At 71.2% G+C, this 18,113-nt stretch carries 15 protein-coding genes; 7 read left to right on the forward strand and 8 right to left on the reverse strand.

Annotated elements, in window-relative coordinates; translation table 11 throughout:
- Nucleotides 1–2 precede the first annotated feature (2 nt).
- Nucleotides 3–425: a roadblock/LC7 domain-containing protein gene (locus tag FBY35_RS23710; protein WP_142216008.1), complete on the reverse strand. Its 423-nt coding sequence runs from the start codon at nucleotides 423–425 to the stop codon at nucleotides 3–5.
- Nucleotides 418–2,679: an ATP-binding protein gene (locus tag FBY35_RS23715; protein ID WP_260848797.1), complete on the reverse strand. Its 2,262-nt coding sequence runs from the start codon at nucleotides 2,677–2,679 to the stop codon at nucleotides 418–420. Before FBY35_RS23715 ends, FBY35_RS23710 begins: the two co-directional genes overlap by 8 nt.
- 172 nt (nucleotides 2,680–2,851) lie before the next feature.
- Between FBY35_RS23715 and FBY35_RS23720 the strand changes: the two genes are divergently transcribed.
- Nucleotides 2,852–3,841: a GDSL-type esterase/lipase family protein gene (locus FBY35_RS23720; RefSeq protein ID WP_142216009.1), complete on the forward strand. Its 990-nt coding sequence runs from the start codon at nucleotides 2,852–2,854 to the stop codon at nucleotides 3,839–3,841.
- A 46-nt stretch (nucleotides 3,842–3,887) separates the two neighbouring features.
- Nucleotides 3,888–4,271, forward strand: a complete 384-nt coding sequence (locus tag FBY35_RS23725; protein WP_142216010.1) for an ATP-binding protein — start codon at nucleotides 3,888–3,890, stop codon at nucleotides 4,269–4,271.
- A 114-nt stretch (nucleotides 4,272–4,385) separates the two neighbouring features.
- Here the strand turns inward: FBY35_RS23725 and FBY35_RS23730 are convergent, their stop codons facing one another.
- Both FBY35_RS23730 and FBY35_RS23735 read right to left on the reverse strand, forming a co-directional pair.
- On the reverse strand, nucleotides 4,386–5,261 hold the full coding sequence (locus FBY35_RS23730; RefSeq protein ID WP_142216011.1) for an RNA polymerase sigma factor SigF: 876 nt from the start codon (nucleotides 5,259–5,261) through the stop codon (nucleotides 4,386–4,388).
- A gap of 138 nt (nucleotides 5,262–5,399) precedes the next feature.
- The gene (locus FBY35_RS23735; protein ID WP_186357049.1) at nucleotides 5,400–6,842 is read right to left on the reverse strand and encodes a GuaB1 family IMP dehydrogenase-related protein; all 1,443 of its coding nucleotides are present in this window, start codon (nucleotides 6,840–6,842) and stop codon (nucleotides 5,400–5,402) included.
- 207 nt (nucleotides 6,843–7,049) lie between these two features.
- On the opposite strand from FBY35_RS23735, the gene FBY35_RS23740 reads away from it, so the two are divergent.
- Together FBY35_RS23740 and FBY35_RS23745 are read left to right on the forward strand one after the other, a co-directional pair.
- Complete coding sequence (locus tag FBY35_RS23740) at nucleotides 7,050–8,387, forward strand: glutamine synthetase family protein (protein ID WP_142216013.1); 1,338 nt, start codon at nucleotides 7,050–7,052, stop codon at nucleotides 8,385–8,387.
- A complete protein-coding gene (locus FBY35_RS23745; RefSeq protein ID WP_142216014.1) occupies nucleotides 8,387–9,508 on the forward strand; it encodes an amidohydrolase family protein in 1,122 nt (373 codons plus the stop codon). The genes FBY35_RS23740 and FBY35_RS23745 overlap by 1 nt, the downstream gene beginning before the upstream one ends.
- A gap of 14 nt (nucleotides 9,509–9,522) precedes the next feature.
- Here the strand turns inward: FBY35_RS23745 and FBY35_RS23750 are convergent, their stop codons facing one another.
- Both FBY35_RS23750 and rpe read right to left on the reverse strand, forming a co-directional pair.
- On the reverse strand, nucleotides 9,523–10,557 hold the full coding sequence (locus tag FBY35_RS23750) for a sugar-binding transcriptional regulator (RefSeq protein ID WP_186357050.1): 1,035 nt from the start codon (nucleotides 10,555–10,557) through the stop codon (nucleotides 9,523–9,525).
- A gap of 75 nt (nucleotides 10,558–10,632) precedes the next feature.
- Nucleotides 10,633–11,319 carry a ribulose-phosphate 3-epimerase gene (rpe, locus tag FBY35_RS23755; RefSeq protein ID WP_142216015.1) on the reverse strand — a complete coding sequence of 229 codons (687 nt, stop codon included), beginning with the start codon at nucleotides 11,317–11,319 and terminating at the stop codon, nucleotides 10,633–10,635.
- Nucleotides 11,320–11,477: 158 nt separating this feature from the next.
- Between rpe and FBY35_RS23760 the strand changes: the two genes are divergently transcribed.
- Together FBY35_RS23760 and FBY35_RS23765 are read left to right on the forward strand one after the other, a co-directional pair.
- The gene (locus FBY35_RS23760) at nucleotides 11,478–13,691 is read left to right on the forward strand and encodes an MMPL family transporter (RefSeq protein ID WP_142216016.1); all 2,214 of its coding nucleotides are present in this window, start codon (nucleotides 11,478–11,480) and stop codon (nucleotides 13,689–13,691) included.
- Between the two features lie 28 nt (nucleotides 13,692–13,719).
- Nucleotides 13,720–14,832, forward strand: coding sequence for a CapA family protein (locus FBY35_RS23765; protein WP_260848798.1), 1,113 nt, complete (start codon nucleotides 13,720–13,722; stop codon nucleotides 14,830–14,832).
- Between the two features lie 30 nt (nucleotides 14,833–14,862).
- Here the strand turns inward: FBY35_RS23765 and FBY35_RS23770 are convergent, their stop codons facing one another.
- Nucleotides 14,863–16,296 (reverse strand): RsmB/NOP family class I SAM-dependent RNA methyltransferase, encoded by a 1,434-nt coding sequence (locus FBY35_RS23770; protein ID WP_142216017.1) that lies wholly within the window; start codon nucleotides 16,294–16,296, stop codon nucleotides 14,863–14,865.
- A 32-nt stretch (nucleotides 16,297–16,328) separates the two neighbouring features.
- Nucleotides 16,329–17,273, reverse strand: coding sequence for a methionyl-tRNA formyltransferase (fmt, locus tag FBY35_RS23775; protein WP_142216018.1), 945 nt, complete (start codon nucleotides 17,271–17,273; stop codon nucleotides 16,329–16,331).
- Between the two features lie 251 nt (nucleotides 17,274–17,524).
- Between fmt and FBY35_RS23780 the strand changes: the two genes are divergently transcribed.
- Complete coding sequence (locus FBY35_RS23780; RefSeq protein ID WP_142216019.1) at nucleotides 17,525–18,061, forward strand: hypothetical protein; 537 nt, start codon at nucleotides 17,525–17,527, stop codon at nucleotides 18,059–18,061.
- Nucleotides 18,062–18,113 lie beyond the last annotated feature (52 nt).

Consider the following 18,113-nt stretch of genomic DNA (forward strand, 5'->3'; position numbering starts at 1 on the left):
GGTCAGGTGTCGGTGCCCTCGGCGGCCGAGCGCGTGGGAACGGCCATGTGCCGGCCCACCCGCCTGACCAGCAGCGCCATCTCGTGGGCGAGCTGCCCGACGTCGGTCTCGATGTCGGAGAGCACGGCGAGCCTGCTGCCGTCGCCGGCCGGGGTGATGAAGAGGAATGCGTTGTCGAGCATGACCATCGTCTGGCGGACGCTGCCGGCCTCGAAGCGGTCGCCCGCTTCCTTGGCGAGGCTGTGGAAGCCGGCGCACACGGCCGAGAGATGTTCGATGTCCCGCCTGACCATGCCGTGGGACGCGCTGCTGACCAGACCGTCGGCCGTCAGCAGGACCGCCTGGCGGACGTGGTCGGTTCTGGCCAGCAGATCGTCCAGCAGCCAGCCGAGGCCCGACTGGTCGCCGGTGCCTTCGTCATCCATCGTCGTCCGTCCCTTCATCTGTCGTGCGGGGGCGCGGCGCCGCGCCCGGCGAGGGGCCGAGGCTATCGCCCTTGCGGCCACGGTCGAGACCGGCCTGAAAAGCTCCGAAGATCGAGCGCATCTCTTCCGCGGACACCTCGCGTCCGGGTCCGCCGGCCGGTGCCGGCTGCGACTCGCGCAGTGGGGCGGCGAGCGAGGCCTGGCGGACCCGGGTGGGCAGCCCGCCCAGCGGCGGACCTGCTGCGGCCGGTGGCGCGGGGTCGGGTTCCTCGGGCGCACGGTCGTGCACCGCGGGCACGGCCTCCAGCGCCCGCGGAGCAGGCAGGGCCCGCACCGGCCGCGTCCTGTCCCGGGGCTCGGTGGCGGCAGGTTCGTCGACGGGGGCGAGGATCGCGTACGGCAGCAGCACCACGGCGGTGGTTCCGCCGTACGGCGACCTGGTGAGGGTCACCCCGATCCCGTGCCGCTCGGCGAGCCGGCCGACGACATACAGCCCGAGGCGCTCGTCCTGCGCCGGGTCGAAGTCGCCGGGATGCGCCAGGGTCCGGTGCGCCTGCTCCAGTTCACTGGCGTCCATACCGAGGCCACGGTCGTCGATCTCCAGCACGAAGCCGTTGCGGGCGTCCGAGGTCCGCATGGTGACCTGGGTGTGCGGCGGGGAGAAGGCGGCAGCGTTCTCGACGAGTTCGGCGAGCAGGTGCACCACGTCGGCCACGGCCTCGGCGCTGATGCCGACGGCGGGCATCGGCGGTACCACGACCCGCGTGTAGTCCTCGATCTCACCGGCAGCCGCGGACACGATGTCGGCCACCGGCACGGGCCGGCGCCAGCGGCGTCCCGGTGTCGCGCCGGAGAGGATGATGAGCCCTTCGGCGTGGCGCCGCATCCGGGTCGTCAGATGGTCGATCCGAAACAGGTCCTCCAGCGTGTCCGGGTCGCTGGTGCGCCGCTCCAGGGTGTCGACCAGCTTCGACTGACGGTGGACCAGCGCCTGGTTGCGGCGGGCGATGTTGAGCAGCACGGCGAAGATTCCGCGGCGCAGTGTCGCCTGCTTGACGGCAGCCTCGACGGCCGCCAGTCGTGCGGCGTTGAGCGCCTGCCCGACCTGGCCGATCTCGTCCGGGCCCCGGCTGTCGTCGCCGAAGTCCAGGGGCGGGGCGGCCGCTGCCGCGTCCACCTTCTCGCCCGCACCCAGCCGCTCCATCACATCGGGCAGCTGACGGGTGGCCAGCACATCGGCGGCGTCGCGCAGTTCCTCCAGCCGGCGCGAGATGCGCCGCCCGCTGACCATCGAGAACCGGATCGACAGACCGACGGCGATCAGTCCCAGCAGGCCGACGACGGCCGCCTTGACCATTTCGCGGTAGGCGAAGGCCCGTCCGCGGTCGGCGGTGTTGAGCGCCGAGTCGGTGCACAGCAGCATGTACCTCTTGACCGCGCGGTCCGTCGTGGTCCGCCACGATTCGGCGGCCATGGCCCTGCCGGCACCGGAGGCGCCCGCGCGCAGCAGGGCGTCCTCGCCCGCGGTCAGGGCCCGGTACTCCTCGCTCCGCTCGAAGCCGGCGAACAACTGCCGGGAGTCGTCGGGGAGATCGGCGACGTACGTGCGGTGGAAGACCCGCCGGTCCTCGATGGTGGCGGTGAGCGTGTCGTACTGCTGGTCGGTGAGGCTGCCCGAGGCGCGCGCCCCGGCCACGAGCGCGTCCTCACGGGAGACGAACTCCCGCACCCGGACCAGCTCGATGACGACCTGGCTCTCACGGGCCATCTGACCGGCCTGCAGGGCCGTCAGCGTGGACTGGACGTCGAAGGTCGGCTCGACCATGGCGGTGTACGCCTCGACGGCGCCGTCCCAGGAGATCCGCCGCGCCATCACCTTCTCCCGAAGGTCTTCGAGTCCGTCGACGGAGCGAGCCATCGCGTCGAGGGACTGCCGCTGACGGCCGGACAGGTCCTCGCGCCGGTCCTGGTCGCCGATGGCTTCGCGCATGGCGCGCACGGCCCGGTCGGTCGAGCGCTGCTGCTGGGTCAGAGCGGCGACGCCTGCGGAACTGTCCCTGCGCCCGCGCCCCAGGTAGTCGGCGGAGATCCGGCGTTCGATCTGGATCTGGCCGACCGCGGTGTCGACGGGCGTGCCGAAATTCTCGTACACCCCCTGTACGCGGATCAGGGCCCGCAGGTCTCCCGTCACCGACACCATGGCGAAGGTCCACAACGCCATCAGCGCGATGACGGGTATGACCGTCAGAGTCACGATCCGCCCACGGATCGTGGGGCGGCGCAATCGCCGGCGCATGGTCTCCCCAGAGCAATAGGACAACTGACCAGCGGTGATTACCCCCCGGTAGGGGCAGTCAAGCTACGCGACGGGACATGGACAGCGCAATGTTCCTGGAGGTAACCGCCCCAACCCCTGGAGGTGCTTGGTGAGCTGGCACGATCCCCGTCCCTTTCTGCGTGGTGTGGCCTGGCTGGACGAGGGCCGCGCGGTACGCGCGAACCCCTCGGATCTCGGCAGGCTGCCCTGGGACACCGCGCAACGCGCGGCGCTGCCCATCGGCGTGCGGCTGGAGTTCACCGCCGAGGGCGCACACGCGGTTCAGATTCGCTACCGCGCCTCGGTGCCGCGCGCGGCCGACGCCCTGCGCGCCGTCGCCCACTGCTTCGCCCTCTGGCACGGCGACAGCCTTGTCTCCGAGACGATCGCCGAGCCGGCCGAGGAGACGGTAGTCACCGTTGCCCTCCCCGCCGGTGTCCGCGGCCGGTTCATCGTCCATCCCCCGGAGGCGCAGTCCCCAATGATCCTCGGTCTGCGCGGTATCGGCGGCAGCATCGCTCCCGCGCCTCCTCAGCCACGCTGGCTCGTCCACGGCGACTCGATCACCGAGGGCTGGTGGTCCACCCGCCCCGCCCACTCCTGGCCCGCCACCGCCGGCCGGACGCTGGGCCTGGACACGGTGAACCTGGGCTACGCGGGCGCGGCCCGTGGCGAACTGGCCACCGCGGAGCAGTTGTCGGCACTCCCCGCCGATGCGATCACCCTTGCCTTCGGCACCAACTGCTGGACCGGCGTTCCCTGTTCGGCCCCCCTGCTGTACGAGACGGTGCGCGCGTTCCTCAAGCTCGTACGCCAGGGACATCCGCAGATCCCACTGCTGGTCCTCTCCCCCGTGCTGCGCCCCCAGGCCGAGCAGACTCCCAACCGCCTGGGCGCCACGCTCGCCGAGCTGCGTACGGCCATCGAGCGGGCAGTCCTCGACAGCGCGGAGGCCACGGGCGACGGGCAGCTCGCCCTGCTGCCGGGGCGGGGCCTGATCGGCCCCTCCCGGCTGGCCGACGGCGTGCACCCCAACGACGAGGGCCATGCCGCGATGGCGGCAGCCGTCGCGGACGTACTGCGTACGAAACTTTCCTGAGGGCACCAGCTGATAGAAGTGCGACAACTGGGGTAGGCGAGCGGAGATGGACACAGAACCACATGTGGTGATCGACCACTCGCCACACAGAGACAGCGCCGGGGCCCGAGGGGCCACCGCGGAGTTTCTGCTGCAGCACTGCCCCTGGGCCGACCTGGACGCGGTGCTGCTGGTCGTCACCGAGCTGGTCGCCAACGCCGTACGGCACACCGCCGGCTGGTGGCAGCTGCATCTGAGGGCGGGAGCGGACACGCTGGTGGTGGAGATGGACGACTGCAGCCCGCACCCTCCCGTGCCGCGCGAGCCCGACTTCGCCGGTGGCGGCGGTTTCGGCTGGCACATGGTGCTGAGTCTCGCCGGGCGCGTGGAGGTCTGCCCGCTGCCGTACGGAAAGCGGGTGCAGGCGACCTGGCTGCGACAGGCGCACTGACCGCGCACTCATCGACGGCGAACACGTCAAAGCGGCGTCCCGGCCCGGCCGGGACGCCGCTTCTCCCGTGGGGGGAAGGTGGGCTCGAGGGCGAGAGCGTGGGACTGGGGCAGATCACTCCACGACGAGCAGCCCCTCACGCAGCCGCTTGGTGATCCGCGTCAGCAGCCGCGAGACGTGCATCTGCGAGACGCCGAGCTCCACGCCGATCTCCGACTGGGTCATCTCCTCGCCGAAACGCATCCGCAGGATCCTCTTGTCCCGGTCGTCCAGTTCCTCGATGAGGGGCTTGAGTGCCTGGACGTTCTCCGCGATCTCCAGATCGGCGTCCGGCGCTCCCAGCCGGTCGGACAGCGGCACCGGTGCGTGGTCGGCGGCGTCGTCGATGGGCATGTCGATCGAGCCGGCGGTGTAGCCGTTGCTGGCGACCACGCCCTCGATGATCTCCTCCTCGTCGAGCCCGAGGTGCCCGGCGAGCTCGGCCGTGTTCGGCGCCCGGTCCAGCTCCTGGGAGAGCTCGTCGGTCGCCTTCGCCAGGTCGATCCGCAACTCCTGCAGCCTGCGCGGCACATGGACGGCCCAGCTGGTGTCGCGGAAGAACCGCTTGATCTCTCCGACGATGTACGGAACGGCGAACGTTGCGAACTCCACCTCGCGGCTCAGCTCGAACCGGTCGATCGCCTTGATCAGGCCGATGGTGCCGACCTGGACGATGTCGTCCATCTGCTCGGCGCGGTTACGGAACCGGCCGGCAGCGTACCTGACCAGTGCCAGGTTCAGCTCGATGAGCGTGTTCCGTACGTACTGGTACTCATGGGTGCCCTCGTCCAGCTCGCCCAGCCGTACGAAGAAGAGCTTCGAGATCTCGCGCGCGTCACTGGGTGCTACTTCTCCAGGATTCGGCACAGACGGAAGATCCAGGTCCGCCATGTTCGGGCGCTGTGTACCAGGCTGTGTGAGTTCGGTCGTGACCGTGCTCGCCGTGGACACTTCGTCCTCCCCTGCTCGTGGTCAGTGCAGGGCGCGTATACCCCGGCATTCGCCGCGCATGCCTGTGCGTTCGCGAGTCGGAGGAAAGCCGCGTCCGGCCGCCGCGAACCTCGCGGGGCCGGACGCGGGTGATTCATTCTAGTTCCAGCTGGCGTGCAGGGGCTTGCCCTCGGCGTAACCCGCGGCGCTCTGGATGCCGACGATCGCCTTCTCGGCGAACTCCTCCAGCGAGCCCGCACCGGCGTAGGTGCAGGAGGAGCGGACACCCGCGATGATCGAGTCGATCAGGTCCTCGACGCCCGGACGGGCCGGGTCGAGGAACATCCGCGAGGTGGAGATGCCCTCCTCGAACAGCCCCTTGCGGGCGCGGTCGTACGCCGACTCCTCGCTCGTACGGTTGCGCACGGCGCGCGCCGACGCCATACCGAAGGACTCCTTGTACAGGCGCCCGTCGGCGGCCTGCTGCAGGTCGCCCGGGGACTCGTAGGTCCCGGCGAACCAGGAGCCGATCATGACGTTGGAGGCGCCGGCCGCGAGTGCCATGGCGACATCGCGCGGGTGGCGCACACCGCCGTCGGCCCAGACGTGCTTGCCGTACTTCCTCGCCTCGGCGGCGCACTCCAGCACGGCCGAGAACTGCGGGCGGCCGACACCCGTCATCATGCGGGTGGTGCACATGGCGCCGGGGCCCACTCCGACCTTGACGATGTCCGCGCCGGCCTCGATCAGATCGCGTACGCCCTCTGCGGCGACGATGTTGCCCGCGACGATCGGCACACGCGGGTCGAGCCCACGGACCGCCTTGATCGCGCTGATCATCGACTCCTGGTGGCCGTGCGCGGTGTCCACCACGATGGTGTCCGCACCGGCGTCGAGGAGTTGCTTGGCCTTGCCGGCGACATCGCCGTTGATGCCCACGGCGGCGGCGATGCGCAGCTTGCCGCCGGCGTCGACGGCCGGGGTGTAGAGAGTCGCGCGCAGCGCGCCCTTGCGGGTGAGGATGCCGGCGAGCCGGCCGTCCTTGTCCACGGCCGGGGCGTAGCGACGGTTGGCATGGTCGAGCTTGTTGAAGGCGTCGCGCGGGTCGATGTCCGCGTCGAGCAGCAGCAGGTCCCGGGACATGACCTCGGACAGCTGGGTGAAGCGGTCGACGCCGGACAGGTCGGCGTCGGTGACGACACCCACCGGCCGGTGGTCGGCGTCGACGACGACGCCCGCGTCGTGGGCCCGCTTCGGCAGCAGCGACAGCGCGTCGGCGACGGTCTGGCCGGGAGCGAGCACGATCGGCGTGTCAAGAACGAGGTGGCGCGTCTTGACCCAGGAGATGACCTCGGTGACGACGTCGATCGGGATGTCCTGGGGAATGACGACGAGGCCGCCGCGGCGGGCGAGCGTCTCGGCCATCCGGCGACCCGCGATGGCGGTCATGTTCGCGACGACCAGCGGGATGGTGGTGCCGGTGCCGTCGGGGGAGGACAGGTCCACGCCCTGGCGGGAGCCGACGGCCGAACGGCTCGGCACCATGAATACGTCGTCGTACGTCAGGTCGTACGGCGGCTTCAAGTCATTGAGGAAACGCACGTGCAGAACATCCCAGTCGATCGGAGTTGGCCCCCGGGCATCTCAGCCGGGGAAATCGCACGTACTTCATTGTCCCATGCCGGTGGGAACGAACCGCCAGGGCCGATCCTCCAGGACCGTGCGACAGCTCTGGTCGGATCCTCCTAGGGTCAAGACCTGCCACGGTCGTGTGGTGAAGCGGTGAACGTGCGGCCGCGCGGGTAGGAAATGCCCGTGCTCGACAGCGACCAGTCACAGCAGGCCCGTCAGGAGGCCGCCAGGCTGATGGCGGAGGGCGTCCACGGGGTCGCGCTGACCTGGGTGGACAACGCCGGCATCACCCGGGCCAAGGCCGTCCCGATCGGACGTGTGCCACATGCCGCCACGCGCGGCGTCGGGATGTCCCCGGTCTTCGACGTCTTCCTCGTCGACGACTCGATCACCACCAGCCGCCATATCGGCGGCCCGGACGGAGACCTCAGACTCGTTCCGGACCTCGGGCGGCTGACTGTGCTCGCGGCGCAGCCGGGCTGGGCGTGGGCGCCGGTCGACCGGTACGACCAACAGGGGCGGCCCTATGCCGCGTGCCAGCGACTGTTCGCCCGGCGGATGGCGGAACGCGCGGTGGCACATGGCATCGAGGTGCGGATGGGCTTCGAAACGGAATGGGTCGTGCTGCGGGAAGGGGAGGATCCGTGCGCCGGCCCCGCGTACGGCATGGCCCGGTTGGCCGCGCTCTCGGGCTATCTGGACGACGTGCTGCAGGCGCTGGTCGCGCAGGGCGTCGATGTCCTGCAGATCCACCCCGAGTACGCCGCCGGGCAGTTCGAGGTGTCGGTGGAGCCGTCCGATCCCGTGGGCGCTGCCGATCTCGCCGTGCTGGTGCGCGAAACGATCCGCGCGGTGTCGCTGCGGCACGGGCTGACGCCCCTGTTCGGCCCCGCTGTGCTGGCGGAGAGCGTCGGGAACGGCGGCCATCTGCATCTGAGCCTGTGGCGGGACGGGCGCAATCTGTGCCGGGCCGGCGAAGGGCCGTTGGGGATGACGGCGGAGAGCGAGGCTTTTCTTGCGGGCATCCTCGACGCGCTCCCGGCCCTCCTCGCCATCGGCGCGCCGTCTCCGGCAAGCTATCTGCGCCTCGAGCCCTCCCGCTGGGCCGGCGTCTTCCAGTGCTGGGGCCTGGAGAACCGCGAGGCCGCTCTCCGATTCATCACCGGCGCTCCCGACGACCCGGAGGCGGCGAACGCCGAGATCAAGTGCTTCGACGCGGCGGCCAACCCCTACCTGGTCACGGGCGCGGTCATCGCGGCGGGACTGGGCGGACTGAGCGCCGGGGCGACGCTGCCCGAGCCGACGAGGGGGGACCCGGCGCTGACGAACGGGCAGCCGAGGCTGCCGCAGTCACTGCCCGAGGCGCTGGAGCACTTCAGCGCCTCCGGCCTGCTCCGCGAGGCTCTCGGAGAGCCACTGTTCGGGGCGATCGCGGCCGTCCGCCGAGCGGAGAGCGAGCTCTTCGACGGCAGGGCGCCGCAGGCGATCGCCGACGCGACACGCGGGCGGTACTGATGCCCCTTGTGCTGCCGCCGCTCGTCGACCATCACTGCCACGGGGTTTTGCGCAGCGGTCCGGATGCCGCGGAGTTCGCCTCGTATCTCACCGAGTCGGACGCCCCGCCCGCGTCCGGGACCAGCTTCTTCGACACCCAGCTGGGGTTCGCCGTTCGCCGCTGGTGCCCGCCGCTCCTCGGGCTGGAGGCACACTGCCCTCCCGAGCGGTATCTGGAGCGCCGCCGCGAGCTGGGCACCACGGAGGCGACGCGGCGGCTGCTGCGTGGCGGCGGCACCGGCACCTATCTGGTCGACACCGGCCTGCCGGGGGATCTCACGGGCCCGACGGAGCTGGCGGAACTCGGCGGCGGCGAGGCGCGCACGATCGTACGGCTGGAATGGCTGGCGGAGCGTACGGCGGACGCGCACACCGGTCCCGAAGCATTCGTCGACGTGTACGAAAGCGCCGTCATCGCCGCCGCACGCACCGCGGCCGGGTTCAAGTCGATCGCCGCGTACCGCTACGGTCTCGGTCTGGACCCCGAGGAGCCGAGCGCCGCCGAGGTCCTCCGCGCCGCAGCGCGCTGGCTACAGGCACGCCCGCCGGGCGGGCGGCTCGCCGATCCGGTGCTCCTGCGCCATCTGCTCTGGTCGGCGGTGCGCTCCGGGCTGCCGCTTCAGCTGCACACGGGTTTCGGCGACCCCGATCTGTGTCTGGACCGCTGCGATCCGCTGCTGCTGACGGACTTCATCCGGGCCGTCGGACCCTACGGCTGTCCCCTGGTGCTGCTGCACGGCTATCCGTACCACCGGCACGCGGCCTATCTCGCCCATGTGTTTCCCCATGTGTACGCCGATGTCGGCCTTGCCCTGTCGCACACGGGCGCGCGAGCCGAAGCCGTCCTCGCGGAGGCGCTGGAGCTCACCCCGTTCGGCAAGCTGCTCTACTCGAGCGACGCCTACGGCCTGCCGGAGCTGTACGTCGTCGGGGCGCATGTCTTCGAGGAGGCACTCGGCCGCCTCATCGACGTCTGGACGGCATCGGGCGCCTGGTCCGCGTACGACGCCCAACGAGTGGCGCAATTGATCGCCGCAGGCAACGCCCGCCGCCTCTACCGCCTGGAGCCGACCGGTTCGTGAGCCGGAGGGCCGTGTCAGTCGTCCGGGTCCGCCCGGTCCAGCGCGGGCCGCGGCCCCGGCGGTGCCGCCAGCAGATGGTCCGCGGCCGCGGTGTCCGTCACCAGGCTGGTGACGAGCCCGGAGCGCAGTACGGCCGCGATGGCGTCCGCCTTGCGCTGACCGCCGGCGATCGCCACGACCTCGGGGATACGGCGCAGCCGGTCAGCCTCGACCGTGATGCACCGTTCGCCCAGGTCACGGCCGACCCTGCGGCCCTCCGCGTCGAAGAGGTGCGCGGACATCTCGGCGGCGACGCCGAGCGAGGCATAGTGCGCGCGCTCCTCGTCGGTGAGCATGTCGTGCACGGTCGAGATGCCCGGCTCCCACGAACCGATGGACACGGCGGCGACGGTGACCTTGTCGAAGTACTCGAAGGCGCGGGCGATGCCGGTCTGGCTGCGCAGCGCCGCCGCGGTGGCCGGGTCGGGAAGCAGCATCGGGGCGTAGATGGGGTGGGCCTCGCCGCCGGAGACCTGTGCGGCGCGGCGGACGGCCTCCACCGAGCCGCGCTCGGCGGTCCCCGCGTCGTACACCCCCGTGAGCTGCACGACTGTGCACGGTGGCAGCCGGTCGAGCGCGGCGGCCATGTGGATCGTGGACCGGCCCCAGGCCAGCCCCAGCACATCGCCCTCGTTCACCAGTTCGCCGAGGAGGTCGGCGGCCACTTCGCCGAGGTTCTCCGGATCGGGCGACTCGTCCTCACCCTCCGCCGGGGATTCGACGACGACCGCGTGCCGTAGTCCGTAGCGTGCGCGGAGCGCGTCCGAGCGCTCCGCGTCCAGCTCTGCGGGGACGCGGATCTCGATCCTTACGAGATCACGCTCGAGTGCGGTTTCCAGGACCCTGGCGACCTTGAAGCGGCTGACGCCGAACTCCTCAGCGATCTGGATCTTGGATTTGCCCTCGAGATAGAAGCGGCGGGCCATGGCCGCCGCCTGCACCAGCTCAGCGGGTCCCATCCGCATGGCTGACCGGCCCGTCGACACCGCGATCTCCTCACTGCTGTACACACTCCGGATCCGTCATCCTGTCAGATCCGGCGGTTCTTGATCAGCCCTGTTGGGTTGAGTTCACTTGCTTGTGGCTCAGTGGTTGCACGCCCACGCCGCCGAGGAGATGGTCTCCTCGGCCTTGGCGCGCAGCGAGCGCACCGCCTGCGCCGGGTCCTTGGCCCCGTAGACCGCCGAACCGGCCACGAACACATCCGCGCCGGCTTCGGCACACCGTTCGATCGTCGCGTCCGAAACGCCGCCGTCGACCTGAAGCCACAGCTCGAGGCCGTGCTTGGAGATCAGCTCACGGGTACGGCGGATCTTCGGCAGCATGATGTCGAGAAAGGCCTGACCGCCGAAACCAGGCTCCACAGTCATGATCAGCAGCATGTCGAGCTCGGGGAGCAGATCCTCGTACGGCTCAATGGGCGTCGCGGGCTTGAGCGCCATCGAGGCACGCGCGCCCTTGGCCCGGATCTCCCGCGCGAGGCGTACGGGCGCGGCCGCCGCCTCGACATGGAAGGTGACGGATCCGGCCCCCGCCTCGACGTACTGCGGAGCCCATCGATCGGGGTCATCGATCATCAGATGACAGTCCAGCGGGGTGTCCGTCGCCCGGCTGAGAGATTCCACGACAGGCACGCCCAGCGTGAGGTTGGGCACGAAATGGTTGTCCATGACATCGACATGGAGCCAGTCGGCGCCTTCGACTGCCTTCGCCTCCTCCGCCAGGCGGGAGAAGTCGGCGGAGAGGATACTGGGGCTGATCTGTACGGCCATGGGCCAAGCCTGCCATGTTCCGGAGCGCTTCCCCTCCTCGGTCCGGCACCCGGTACGGACCAGGGGCTCCCCGGGATCGGCACACTCCGTGCAATCCTGGCGATTCGGCGCACTGGCAAGGGCGATGCGGCCCGCCGCGAGCGCCAATTGGGGGCGTCATGCCGGACGCACACAAGGAACAGCAGCGGCCCAGAAAGGGCGTCGCCCACTTCGTCTGCGGGCGGCGCAGCAAATGGGTCGTCGTCGTGCTGTGGCTGGCGGTGATCATGCTCGCCTTCCCGCTGGCATCGAAGCTCACCGACGCCCAGGACAACGACGCCGCGTCCTGGCTCCCCGGCAGCGCCGAATCCACCCAAGTGCTGGAGGAGTCCAAGGGGTTCAGGCCCGAGGTCATCCCGGCGGTCGTCGTGTACGCACGCGACAGCGGCCTGACCCCGGCCGACCGGCTGCAGATCAGCGAAAACGTCGCGGCGATCAAGCAGCTGCGGGACCACGGTGTGCGCGGCAACGAGACCCGCGGTCCGGTCCTGGACCGGACCGTCGACCCGCGGGCCGCCCAGGTGTTCGTACCGATCACGATGGACGAGAAGGGCTGGGCAAGGATCGCGCCCGCCGTCGACTCCATCCGCGACGTGACCGGCACCGGCGGGGCCGGGCTCGCGGTCCACATCACCGGCCCCGGCGGCACCGCGGCCGACTTCTCCGAGGCCTTCGAGGGCATCGACTCGACCCTGCTGATGTCGACACTCGCCGTTGTGGTCATCATCCTGCTGATCACCTATCGCAGTCCCACGCTGCTGCTGGTTCCGGTGATCTCGGTGATCGGCGCGCTCGCCGCCGCGGAGGCGCTGATCTATCTGCTGGCCCGGCACGCCGATCTGACCGTCAACGGCCAGAGCGCGGGCATTTTGACCGTCCTCGTCTTCGGGGCGGGGACGGACTATGCGCTGCTGCTCGTCGCCCGCTACCGCGAGGAGCTGCGCCGGCACGAGGACCGGCACGAGGCGATGGCCCTGGCGCTGCACCGGGCAGGGCCCGCGGTGCTGGCCAGCGGCGCGACGGTGGTGCTCGGCATGCTTGTCCTGCTGGCCGCCGAGATGAACTCCACCAGCGGACTCGGCCCGGTCGCCGCGATCGGTGTCGCGGTCGCCCTGGTGTCCATGCTGACGCTCTTCCCCGCCCTGTTGGTGATCTTCGGCCGTTGGATCTTCTGGCCCGCGATCCCGCACCTGGGTACGCCCGAGCCCACCGAGCGCGGCTTCTGGGCCCGTACGGGGCAGCGGATCGCCGGCCGCCCGCGCGCGACATGGGGCATCACCGCCGTCATCCTCGCAGCGTTCGCCCTGGGGCTGACGCAGCTGCGGGCCGAGGGCATCAGCAACGCCGAGGCTTTCACCGGCGAGCCCGATTCGATCGTCGGACAGACCGTCCAGGCCAAGTACTTCCCCGCGGGCAGCGGCGACCCCCTGGTGGTCATCGCCAACGCGCCTCAGGCCCGCCGGGTCGGCGAGACCGTGGCCACGACGCCCGGCGTGGTCCCGCAGTCGATCGGCGTCCCGCTCGGCACCAGACCCTTCAACGACGGCCGCGTGCTGTTCGAGGCGACCATGTCGGATCCCGCCGACAGCCAGGCCGCCAGGGCCACGGTCGAGCGGATACGCGATGCCGTCCACGCTGTCCCGGACGCCGACGCCCGGGTGGGCGGCGGCACGGCAGCCGTGCTGGACGCGGATACCGCCACCACCCGGGACAACTATGTGATCATTCCGCTGGTCCTGGCCGTGGTGCTGCTGGTGCTCACGCTGCTGCTGCGCGCCCTGATCGCCCCACTGCTGCTGATCGGGACGGTGGTGCTGTCCTTCGCGGCGGCGCTGGGCCTGAGCGCGCTCGCGTTCCGCTACATCTTCGACTACGCCGGCGAGTCCACGGACTTCCCACTGTTCGTCTTCGTCTTCCTGGTGGCGCTGGGCATCGACTACAACATCTTCCTGACCACCCGTATCCGCGAGGAGGCGCGCCGCCAGGGCACCAGACCCGGCGTGCTGACCGGCCTGGCGGCGACGGGCGCGGTCATCACCTCGGCAGGCCTGGTCCTGGCCGGCACCTTCGCGGCGCTGGGCACACTGCCGATGGTCGCCTTCGCGGAGATCGGCTTCGCGGTGGCGCTCGGAGTGCTGCTCGACACCCTCGTCGTACGGTCCGTGCTGGTCACGGGACTGTTCCTGGACGTGGGGCCGAAGATCTGGTGGCCGCACCGGCTCGCCCGCGAGGACGAGCCGCGGCCACCGGCGCCCGCGGTGGCGGGCAGCGCGGTATCGGGCGGCGCGGTGTCGGGCGGAGGTTCCTCGGCGAAGAAGCCCGAAGACCCGTAGAGGCAGACCTAGCGCGAGGGGGTGGGCGGTGAACCGGCCGGCCACGCTGTTTCTCAGTGGCGACGTGATGCTCGGCCGCGGTGTCGATCAGATCCTTCCGCACCCCGGTGATCCGACGCTGCCGGAGATCTGGCTCCGGGACGCCCGCGCCTATGTCGAGCTCGCGGAGGCGGCGAACGGCCCCATTCCGCGGCCCGCCGACTTCACCTGGCCCTGGGGCGACGCGCTGCGGGTGCTCGACGAGGCCGCGCCCGACGCGCGGATCGTCAACCTGGAGACCAGCGTCACGCAGCACCACGAGATCGCACCCGGCAAAGAGGTCCACTACCGGATGCACCCGGCCAACCTGCCGTGCCTGGCCGCCGCCCGCCCGGACGTGTGCGTTCTGGCCAACAACCATGTCCTGGACTACGGCCGCCCCGGGCTGGAAGAGACACTCGACGCGCTGAGCGCAGCCGGGCTGCGTACCGCGGGCGCGGGACGGAACTCCGGCGAGGCCCGGCGACCCGCGATCGTCCCGGTGGGACAAGGCCACCGTGTCCTGGTCTTCTCCCTGGGGATGGCATCCAGCGGCATCCGCAGGGACTGGGCCGCCGCGGAGGACCAAAGCGGGATCGACTTCGTGGCCCCCTCGCTCACCGCCGCGGCCGACGTGACCGCGCGGGTACGGCAGGCCAAACGACCGGGCGACGTCGCGGTCGCCTCGATCCACTGGGGTTCCAACTGGGGCTTCGACGTCCCCCGTGAGCAGATCCGCTTCGCCCACGCGCTTGTCGACGGTGGGGTGGATGTCGTACACGGGCACTCCTCGCACCATCCCAGACCGCTGGAGGTGTACGGCGGCAAGCTCATCACCTACGGCTGCGGCGACCTGATCGACGACTACGAGGGCATCGGCGGCTACGAGCAGTACCGGGACGACCTGCGGCTGCTGTACTTCGTCTCGCTGGATCCCGGAACCGGCAGGCTCCACGACGTACGGATCACACCGATGCAGGCCCGGCGGATGCGGCTGCGGCACGCCTCGACCGACGACTCACGGTGGCTGCACGACGTCCTCGACCGGATCAGCCACCGCTTCGGCTCGCGCGTCGAATACGAGCCGGACGGCACTCTCGTCGTGCGGCCGTCCCGGGAATGAGCCGACGCGCCTCGTCGCCCCCTCGTCGTCTCAGGCCGTCCGGCGCAGCAGCGCGAGGTACATCGCGTCCGTGCCGTGCAGATGCGGCCACAGCTGCACATCGGGCCCCTCCCCCAGCGCCGGAACTCCGGGCATCAGAGGTCTGGCGTCCACCAGTTCGGCCTCCACCGCCTCGCCGCCGCGGCCCTTGAGTACGTCGTCCACGACCACCCGGGTCTCGGCGAGGTGCGGCGAGCAGGTCGCGTACCCGACCACTCCCCCGACCCGTACGGCCTTCAACGCCTCGCGCAGCAGCCCGCGTTGGAGGGGCGCGAAGCCCTCCAGGTCCTCGGGACGGCGACGCCAGCGGGCCTCGGGACGACGGCGCAGCGCGCCGAGGCCGGTGCACGGGACATCGACGAGTACGCGGTCGAAGGAGCCCTCACGCCACGGCGGACGCGTGCCGTCCGCCGCGATGACCTGGTACGGGCCGGGATTCCCGGCGAGCGCACGCTCGACCAGCCGGGCGCGGTGCGGCTGCTTCTCGGAGGCCAGGAGCGACGCGCCCCGCTGCGCGGCCAGCGCGCCCAGCAGCGCCGCCTTGCCTCCAGGTCCTGCGCAGCCGTCGAGCCAGCGCTCGTCGGGTCCCTCCATCGGCGCGCCGGCCAGGGCGATCGCGACGAGCTGGCTGCCCTCGTCCTGGACACCGGCCCGGCCGTCGCGTACGGCCTCGATGGCGCCCGGTTCGCCGCCCTCGGCCAGCCGCACGGCATACGGCGACCAGCGCCCCGGCAGCCCGGACTCCTCGCCCAGCACATCGAGCAGTTCGCCGGTGGTGGAGCGGCCCGGCCGGGCGACGAGGGTCACCTCGGGCCGTTCGTTGTCGGCCTCCAGCAGGTCCTCGATCCCGGCGCGTCCGCCGCCCAGCGAGTCCCACAGCGCGGAGACGACCCACCGCGGGTGCGAGTGCACGACGGCCAGATGGTCCTCGGCGTCGTCCTCGTACGGCGGAGCGACCCGCTCCAGCCAGGTGTCCAGATCGTCTTTCGAGATCTTGCGCAGCACGGCGTTGACGAACCTCGCCCGCCCGTCGCCGAGCACCACCCGTGCCAGCTCGACGCTCGCGGAGACGGCCGCATGCGTGGGGATCCGCGTCCCGAGCAGCTGGTGGGCGCCGAGCGCCAGAACGTCGAGCACGGGCGGATCGACCTCGCGCAGCGGCCGGTCGATGCACGCCGAGATGATCGCGTCGTAGGTGCCCTGGCGGCGCAGCGTCCCGTACACGAGCTCGGTGGCGAGTGCCGCGTCGCGTGCGTCGAAGTCGTCCTTCTCCCGGGCCTTCTTCAGCAGGGGCGGCAGGACGAGGTTGGCGTACGCGTCCCTCTCGTCGACGGCCCTGAGCGCCTCGAAGGCGAGGATCCTCACGGGATCCTTCTTGGGGCGGCGGTACGGCTTCGGGGGACGGCGATGTGCCTGCTCGTTCAAAGGTGCTCCGCGATCGAAAGGGCCGAACGCTCTCAGCCTACGTCCGCCGCGCCCACAAGCTCGCCCTGGGCGATGCGCACCCCGCGCGCCCAGTCGGCCGCACGCATCGGCTTCTTGCCCTGTGGCTGGACCCAGAGCAGCTCCACGGCGTGCGATCCGGTACCCACGTACACGTTGTTCTTCCCTGCCGAGAGCTCGCCGGGCTTGAGCTCCGTGTGGTCCGCCGCCGGTGCCACGTGGATCAGCTTGAGCCGCTCCCCGCGGAAGACCGTCCACGCGCCGGGCGCCGGGGTGCATCCCCGGACCACGCGGTCGACGCGGAGCGCCGGGGCCCTGAAGTCCACATGGGCGTCCTCGACGGTGATCTTCGGCGCGAGCGTGATGCCCTCGGCCGGCTGCGGCACGGCCCGCAGGGTGCCGTCCTCGATGCCGTCCATGGTCGCGGCGAGCAGCCCGGCGCCGGCGAAGGCGAGCCGGGTCAGCAGGTCGCCGCTGGTGTCGGTGGGCCTTACATGCTCGGTGAGCACGCCGTAGACCGGCCCGGAGTCGAGGCCTTCCTCGATCAGGAAGGTCGATGCGCCCGTCATCTCGTCCCCCGCGAGGATCGCGTGCTGGACGGGTGCGGCTCCGCGCCAGGCGGGCAGCAGCGAGAAGTGCAGATTGACCCAGCCACGGGCCGGCACGTCGAGCGCCACCTTGGGCAGCAGAGCGCCGTAGGCGACGACCGGGCAGCAGTCGGGCGCGATCTCGCGCAGCCGCTCGATGAACGCCTCGTCGCGCGGCCTGGCCGGCTTCAGCACCTCGATCCCGGCTTCCTCGGCCCGCTGCGCGACCGGGCTTGCCACCAGTCGGCGACCGCGCCCTGCGGGTGCGTCGGGCCGGGTGACGACGGCGGCCACCTCGTGCCGGTCGGAGGCGATCAGGGCGTCCAGGGCGGGTACGGCGACCTCGGGGGTGCCTGCGAAGACGAGCTTCATCGGTGGCTGACTGCCTCTCAGGCTGATGCGTGCTGGTAGCGACTGGTCCTGCGGTGACGAGCAGCACACCAGTCTATGGGCCGGGGCGGCAGGGGGCGTACGGGTGGCCGTGCGCCCCGCGCACATACGCATACGCCCCCGCCCCGTGACCACATCGCCGGGTGGAGCGTTGGTCAAGAGAGATTGACCGAAGCGGGCCGCCCAGGATGCGGCCCGGCCCCTTTTTCAACGCCGGTTCGAGAGGCTTGTCAATGGCCGACCACGCAACCCACGACGCCCAAGCCCGGGCAAGTCTGCACCTGTTGGTGCGGGACATCGAGCGGGTCCGCCGGCAGGTGGACGCCTTGCGCACGCTGACCGCACAGCTGGGCAATGTCTACCGCCCGCGCCGCTCAGGCCCCTCCACGGGCTTCGTCGTCTACGGAAGGGCCCCGGCCCCGACCGTCCGTCTGGCGCAGGAACTGCGGGACAGCGTAGAGACCCTGGTGACCGCGGCGGTGGACTTCGACCGTTCGCTGGGCTTCTCGTGGGACGCGGTGGGCTCGGCGCTTGGGGTCACCAAGCAGGCGGTGCACCGTCGGTACGGAGCACGGCGGGCCGCCCAGCAGGCGGGCCCCGCGGATGTGGACCACGGCGGGGAGACGGCGACGACGCGCACGCTGCCGGTGGGCCCGAGCCTGCCGGCCGTCCCCGCTGCCCGCACCATGCCGCAGCAGTCCGCGGCCGGCAGCCAACCCCTCCGCGAGGAGGCCCGCCAGAGCGCCTTCCCCGGCCCGCGCAACGGCTGACCTTCCCCGCCCGGCTGCCCCCACCCCGACGGGTGGGGGCAGCCGTCTGCTG

Source organism: Streptomyces sp. SLBN-118, assembly GCF_006715635.1.
In the GTDB taxonomy this organism is placed as follows: domain Bacteria; phylum Actinomycetota; class Actinomycetes; order Streptomycetales; family Streptomycetaceae; genus Streptomyces.

What these genes read in the sequence shown, in the direction of transcription:
- FBY35_RS23710 (WP_142216008.1), bottom strand. Translation starts at nt 425, where the DNA reads ATGGATGACGAAGGCACCGGCGACCAGTCGGGCCTCGGCTGGCTGCTG.
- FBY35_RS23725 (WP_142216010.1), top strand. Translation starts at nt 3,888, where the DNA reads ATGGACACAGAACCACATGTGGTGATCGACCACTCGCCACACAGAGAC.
- FBY35_RS23740 (WP_142216013.1), top strand. Translation starts at nt 7,050, where the DNA reads ATGCCCGTGCTCGACAGCGACCAGTCACAGCAGGCCCGTCAGGAGGCC.
- FBY35_RS23745 (WP_142216014.1), top strand. Translation starts at nt 8,387, where the DNA reads ATGCCCCTTGTGCTGCCGCCGCTCGTCGACCATCACTGCCACGGGGTT.
- rpe (WP_142216015.1), bottom strand. Translation starts at nt 11,319, where the DNA reads ATGGCCGTACAGATCAGCCCCAGTATCCTCTCCGCCGACTTCTCCCGC.
- FBY35_RS23760 (WP_142216016.1), top strand. Translation starts at nt 11,478, where the DNA reads ATGCCGGACGCACACAAGGAACAGCAGCGGCCCAGAAAGGGCGTCGCC.
- fmt (WP_142216018.1), bottom strand. Translation starts at nt 17,273, where the DNA reads ATGAAGCTCGTCTTCGCAGGCACCCCCGAGGTCGCCGTACCCGCCCTG.
- FBY35_RS23780 (WP_142216019.1), top strand. Translation starts at nt 17,525, where the DNA reads ATGGCCGACCACGCAACCCACGACGCCCAAGCCCGGGCAAGTCTGCAC.